This window comes from Streptomyces sp. NPDC002845 (assembly GCF_053591955.1).
In genome coordinates this window covers 1-5,405 of the sequence record NZ_JBSFUU010000171.1, presented here as the reverse complement: position 1 = coordinate 5,405, position 5,405 = coordinate 1, and the positions used below count along the sequence as shown (strand labels likewise).

The following is a 5,405-nucleotide window of genomic DNA, read 5'->3' as shown; positions in this document are numbered from 1 at the left end:
GGCAGGCCGCCGAGTGCGGGTTCCTCGATGAACTGCCGGGTACCGTCGAGGTTGTAGTGGGTGGCGTACTCCAGCGTGGCCGGCGCCCCCGCCTTCACCGCAGTCGCCGCCGTCGAGTCACCGGTGTAACTCGTGGTCGTCGACCACTTCCTCGCCCGCCGCGGCGTAGACCGCGTGCCTGAACGGCCAGTCCGTACGGCCGAGGGGCGAGTCCGGCCGCCCGGGACTTGCCTGCTTCTACTTGGCGGCCAGGTGAAACCACACGTACTTGCCCCGCTGGCCTTGTCGGGACAGCGGCTGCCACCCCCACAGATCGGCGCAGGCCGTGACAAGGGCAAGACCTCGTCCCTGCTCGCAGTCGACGAGTCCCTCCAACCGCCCAGGTGATTCGGGCGGTTGAGGATCGGCGTCCCACGCACCGATCCGCAGCACACCGGCCGACCAGCACACGCGCAGGACCGCGGGCCCCTTCGTGTGGCATACGGCGTTGGAGACCAGCTCCGCGGCGAGGAGTTCGGCGACGTCGACGAGGCTGATCAGGCCGTGCATGGTGAGGATCAGGCGGAGGGTACGGCGGCTGACGGTGACGGCTCGGGGGTCGTTGGGGATAGCGAGGGAGTACTCCCAGGGTTCGGTTTCGGGCATGCGTCAACTCCTGGTAGAAGGGGTGGGGTTGAGGGTGAGCTGCGGGTAGCGGGCGGTGTCATGCCGCAGCCGTCGCGGCAGGACGGAGCGGTGCGCTTCCGGAGTCCCGGGCCGCAGTGTGTGCGTCGCGTCACCGACAGTAGGGTAGTAATTCCTACCCTCGCAAGCCGCTCGCGTAATCTGACACCCGAACGAGGTGCCCAACCACCCCAAGAGACACCACCGTCGAGGAGACCAAGTCCGGATGACGATGCGGACCAGGCCCACCGCGCGCCAAGTGCGCCTGGGCTCCGAACTGCGCAGACTGCGGGAGGCAGCAGGCCTGTCGGCCAAGGAGATCGCAGGCCTCCTCGGCTCAAGCTCGACTCACATGAGCCAGATCGAGGCAGGCAGTTCCGGGATCAGCGAGGAACGTCTGCGCCGCTTGGCGGCTCACTGTGCCTGCGCAGATGAAGCTCTGATCGAAGCCCTGGTAACGATGACAGCCGACCGCACACGGGGTTGGTGGGAGGAATACCGAGGGGTCCTGCCGCCGGTCTTCCTCGACGTGGCCGAGTTGGAGCATCATGCGACCTTCCTACGTGAGGTCGTCATCACTCACGTGCCGGGGCTGATGCAGACCCCGGACTATGCACGTGCCGTCTTCGGGTACATGGTCCCAGAGCTGCCCGACAGCGAGCTGACCCCCCGCATTGAGCACCGCATGAGACGCCGGGCGGCTATTGAAGGCGGCTCGGCCGCACCGTACGAGACGATCATCCACGAGTCGGCCCTGAGGATGCGCGTCGCCGACCGAAAGGTGGCCCGAACCCAACTCCTCCAAATCCTGAAGCACACCGAGGAAGAGAGAACGGAGGTACGCGTCATCCCGTTCGACACGGACGGCTTCGCCGGCGCCAGCAGCGCGATGATGCACGTGGGCGGGCCGGTTCCCCGGCTGGACACGGTCCTCCGGGACTCACCCCACGGCACTGCCTTCCTGGACACGGAAACCCAGCTGGAGCGCTTCCGAAGGCTGTTCCGTAAGGTGGAGAAGGCAGCGCTCGACCCGCTAGCGTCACGGGACTTCATCCACCAAGTCACAAAGGATCTGTGAGGCGTCACCATGACCCAGGCCGCCCGCTGGCAGAAGTCGTCCTTCTCAGAAGGCGGTGATGGCAACACCTGCGTGGAAGTGGCAGCCGCCAACGAAGACCACATCCGCCTCCGCGAAAGCGATGACCCAACCACCGAACTCACCACCGCCACCGCCCCGCTGGCTCACCTCATACGCAGCGTGAAGTCCCGGCGGTTCAGCCCGAACTGCTGAGCCACTCTCAAGGTGGGTGGGCGCGGTGGCATGGTGCATCGTCAGGTCGGCAGGCGTAAATCCGTTCGAGGCTTACAGTAGCGCGTTCAAGGCGCGCGACACGTCTTCCAGTTATTCGATCCGTTCCAGGGCACGCTTGAGCTTATGGGGGTCCGCGGGCCATCGACCGCTCTCGACTGCGCCGAGGGGCGTCCTGGCGACCCACCTGCCCCAGCGCTCTCCCTCTGACGTCGTCGCTCAAACGCTTGATGGTCTCACGGAATTCGAAAACTCCGTAGGGCCACTTCACCTCACGACTTCTCCTCACCGCTCCCGGTAGTGCGGCACGACCACAGTCTGCCTCGCAGAGCGGATCCTCATTCTCCTTCAAAGTGAAGTTCCATCGACGAGTCCTCTGCGCACCTGCGTGCGAGTTGACCAACCCTTTCAAGGATCCTTCGGTCCACTTCGGAGTCGCCCCGGCCTCGAAGCACGTTGACCTCGTCTATCAACTGCCCCATCTCAACTGATGTGAGAATCAGCGATCCGTAAGAGTCGACCCTACTCAGCATAGGTAGACCACTCTCGGTGCAGAGCTGTGAAAACCTCTCGTCTTCGTCCAAGAAAACATCGGCCTCAATCAGTTGACGCCGCTTCCGACTTGTTCCGGGCTGATGCACTTTCATCAGCATCACATCGACTCCCACGGCTTGACTCCTGGATCAGCGGTCGGATGGATAGGCTGTGATCATTTTGCCGTCCCGCACAATAACTCGATGATGGTGCTGCGGAGTCCCATCAGCCTTAAGTTCCGACCACTGCATTGAACTGCCGAGAGTACTCACCATCGGCCGTCTTCCCGTTGAGCGTGCGATTGATCATCTTGATCGGCGCCCCTCCTCCTGGAGCAGGGGTGGAACTCGTCGTGATCAAGGAACTCCTCGGCCACGCCCACATCGGCGTTACTGCCACCGTCTACGCCCACGTCCGACTCCGCCTCCCGCGTGACGCCATCGATCTCCTCGGCCGCGCCCTTCACGCCTCAGCTGAGATCGTCGGCGAGTCCCGCGACAGCGACGGCCAGCCGCCTTGTGCAACACCCGTCCGCTGACATTGTCGTCAAGAACCCCATAGGCCCCGCCGGATTCAAGCATTCCCGGCGGGGCCTATGGCTTGGTCACGCTGACAACTGCTGCTGCGCCTCGTCATACGAACTACCAGGAGCGAGTTCGGACATTTTCTCGAAGAAGCTCAACCCAGCCAATTTAACGGCGGTCAAGAACTCTGCGGATGAAGCGTTCACTCGCCGTACACCTTCGCCGACATCAGCAGATACCAAGACGCGAGACCCCGCAACCCGAAAAGAGAGCTTGATCGGCTGATCCGGAAAATACGTCTCCGCGTAATCCGACGACCGCAATTGCGCCACCATCTCGGCGATATAACACCAGAGCTGGTCAACGTAGTCCCATTGTTTCAGGCCGATGATTTCCACTCCATCGACTACCAGGCGAATGGCACCCTCGATGTAATCGAGGTCGGGCGGCGAGGTACGGCAGGCTTCCACCTGCACGAACCCGCCGTCCACACCCTTCAGGAACGTCTCGATCTCAACCACGTCACAGGCCCTTCGATGACGGACCGCCAGGTGGATGTCAATCAGAGATTCCGAGCCCTTCTGGGAGATCTTGCAGAATTTGCCGACGTTCTCCCGTGTGGGCTTCGCTCTCCATTTGATTGATCACCGCGATAAACTCTTCCCGCTCCGGGCCTGACAAACCGCCGAGAGCTACTACGACATCTTCGATGAGGGATGTCGAGGCATCGATCGAAATCGCCTCTCCATCCGACATTTCGATAGATACGACGAGATCGACCAGTGCACGAGCGACAGTCAAATTCACGGCGCCCCGATCCTCACAGTACACACCCGAAAAGGCTCAGTCGTGGAAATCACCCATGGAAACATCCCACCTAAATTCATACCAAAAGGACCCTTCCCTATAGGCGGCCGAGTCAACCTCGCAAATAATGTCCTGCACTCTTTGTGCAGCAGCCTCCCATTCTTCAAAATCAGAATCCGCAGAATAGAAGGGGAAGGCGTCGCCCACCCTGCGAACGCAATCCACGAATTGAGCGACCGAAGAATTAACCAATGAAGCATCGTCAGGATGCACACCCGACAAGACCTCGTCGGATTCTTCATCGATAAAGACAGAGGCCGCTCTTCCGACAGCACCGAATCGGATCAACGACCTCCGGGAATCCGAGCGGACCCGCTGAGCCGAATCAAGCGATCGGTACGCGAAGAACTCATTGGGGACAGTCAACTCAAAGACGCCACCCTCAACCGGAATATTGATAAGGCGAAGATCCACAGAAGCTCCCATTAAAATACGACACAAGAGGACATGGCCCGACTTTTATCGGACCATAATTAGATCAAACTAGGACGTGCGACACTAGCCACCATTAAATAGGCTACGTATCGCAGCACTAAGGTCCCTGTTCGCTCTAGCCCTACCTTCGCCCCCGATGTCATTCCAGGGGAACGACCAGCTGACATTTTTCACCCCGGCGGACCTGAGCTGCGATGAGCAGTTATGACCGGACCCACATGGTTCTCGCTCCGAGTATACAGCCACGATCTTTCGCGCCCCCGCCCTGTTGAGCAAGTGCTCCTCCGAATGCAGCACGCTGTCGGAATGGGCAACAATGGTTGTCCCGTCATCCAGTAGAGCCGACGCGTAGTTACCATTCTTCTTCTTATCAATCAGGCGCTGCAGTTGCACCGCCTTGCTCAGATGCCCCTCGCCATACGATATCTGCCCAACGAGATTGACCGCTTCACCGATCAGCTCAGCAGCTCTTTGGGCATTCTTCCCTTCCCCTAGGAGCTTCCCTAGCCTCTTCAGTTTCCCCGCTGGAAGAAAACCCGCCAAAAGCCATCCACAGCTGGCGACTTCACCGCCCCCGCAGGCTTCAACTTCCTCCATGTCGGGAGCGACAACGTTCTTCCAAGCTTCATAGTTTTCCCGGAGTCCACACTTGACGTCCCAGAAACCGCAGTCGCTGCGCCAGAACTGATTCCAACCACACTTGACATCCCAGAACCCGCAGCCCGCTTCCGCTGGAGCTGCGTATTCGACACTGCCCCCGGTTTCCTTTCCGCTTCCAGCGTTGGCTGTGCCGGAGTCGTTGGAGGCGCCTTCGTTGGGGCGTCCGTTGCCTTCGGTGCCGTCGGGGCGGGTGGGGCAGGCTGCGGCTGCGCCGAGGGCATTGCCGCAGTCGAGGACGAGGCCGGTGGGGTCGGAGTTGGTGAGGGGGTTTTGGGCGGCGTAGGAGTAGCCGTTGAGGGTTTGGGGTTTGTCGGTTTCGAGGATGGGGTCGACGCTGATGAACTGGCCGAGGGTGGGGTCGTATTCGCGGGCGCCGATGTGGGTCAGGCCGGTGGTGGTGTCGCGGGTTTTGC

General features: G+C 61.1%; 8 protein-coding genes and 1 pseudogene. 3 read left to right on the top strand and 6 right to left on the bottom strand.

The genetic code is table 11. From position 1 onward, the window contains the following. Nucleotides 1–237: 237 nt before the first annotated feature. Nucleotides 238–645, bottom strand: a complete 408-nt coding sequence (locus tag ACWD3C_RS47640; RefSeq protein ID WP_451154933.1) for an ATP-binding protein — start codon at nt 643–645, stop codon at nt 238–240. Nucleotides 646–889: 244 nt separating this feature from the next. On the opposite strand from ACWD3C_RS47640, the gene ACWD3C_RS47635 reads away from it, so the two are divergent. Both ACWD3C_RS47635 and ACWD3C_RS47630 read left to right on the top strand, forming a co-directional pair. Further along, on the top strand, nt 890–1,741 hold the full coding sequence (locus ACWD3C_RS47635) for a helix-turn-helix domain-containing protein (RefSeq protein WP_451154931.1): 852 nt from the start codon (nt 890–892) through the stop codon (nt 1,739–1,741). A 9-nt stretch (nt 1,742–1,750) separates the two neighbouring features. After that, a complete protein-coding gene (locus ACWD3C_RS47630) occupies nt 1,751–1,954 on the top strand; it encodes a DUF397 domain-containing protein (protein ID WP_451154929.1) in 204 nt (67 codons plus the stop codon). 356 nt (nt 1,955–2,310) lie between these two features. Here ACWD3C_RS47630 and ACWD3C_RS47625 read toward each other — a convergent pair whose 3' ends face one another. Further along, nucleotides 2,311–2,640, bottom strand: a complete 330-nt coding sequence (locus ACWD3C_RS47625; RefSeq protein WP_451154927.1) for a hypothetical protein — start codon at nt 2,638–2,640, stop codon at nt 2,311–2,313. 203 nt (nt 2,641–2,843) lie between these two features. Here ACWD3C_RS47625 and ACWD3C_RS47620 point away from each other — a divergent pair. Next, nucleotides 2,844–3,044, top strand: a pseudogene (locus ACWD3C_RS47620) (hypothetical protein); the annotation flags it as partial. A gap of 66 nt (nt 3,045–3,110) precedes the next feature. On the opposite strand, the gene ACWD3C_RS47615 reads toward ACWD3C_RS47620, so the two are convergent. From ACWD3C_RS47615 to ACWD3C_RS47600, 4 genes are all read right to left on the bottom strand, one after another. Beyond that, nucleotides 3,111–3,551 carry a hypothetical protein gene (locus ACWD3C_RS47615; protein ID WP_451154925.1) on the bottom strand — a complete coding sequence of 147 codons (441 nt, stop codon included), beginning with the start codon at nt 3,549–3,551 and terminating at the stop codon, nt 3,111–3,113. A gap of 37 nt (nt 3,552–3,588) precedes the next feature. Continuing rightward, nucleotides 3,589–3,837, bottom strand: a complete 249-nt coding sequence (locus ACWD3C_RS47610; protein WP_451154923.1) for a hypothetical protein — start codon at nt 3,835–3,837, stop codon at nt 3,589–3,591. 36 nt (nt 3,838–3,873) lie between these two features. After that, nucleotides 3,874–4,311, bottom strand: coding sequence for an SUKH-4 family immunity protein (locus ACWD3C_RS47605; protein WP_451154921.1), 438 nt, complete (start codon nt 4,309–4,311; stop codon nt 3,874–3,876). Nucleotides 4,312–4,395: 84 nt separating this feature from the next. Beyond that, on the bottom strand, nt 4,396–5,405 hold a 1,010-nt coding region (locus tag ACWD3C_RS47600), incomplete at its 5' end, for an RHS repeat-associated core domain-containing protein (RefSeq protein ID WP_451154919.1).

Coding starts and splice junctions, on each gene's coding strand:
- ACWD3C_RS47640 (WP_451154933.1), bottom strand. CDS start 645: ATGCCCGAAACCGAACCCTGGGAGTACTCCCTCGCTATCCCCAACGAC.
- ACWD3C_RS47635 (WP_451154931.1), top strand. CDS start 890: ATGACGATGCGGACCAGGCCCACCGCGCGCCAAGTGCGCCTGGGCTCC.
- ACWD3C_RS47630 (WP_451154929.1), top strand. CDS start 1,751: ATGACCCAGGCCGCCCGCTGGCAGAAGTCGTCCTTCTCAGAAGGCGGT.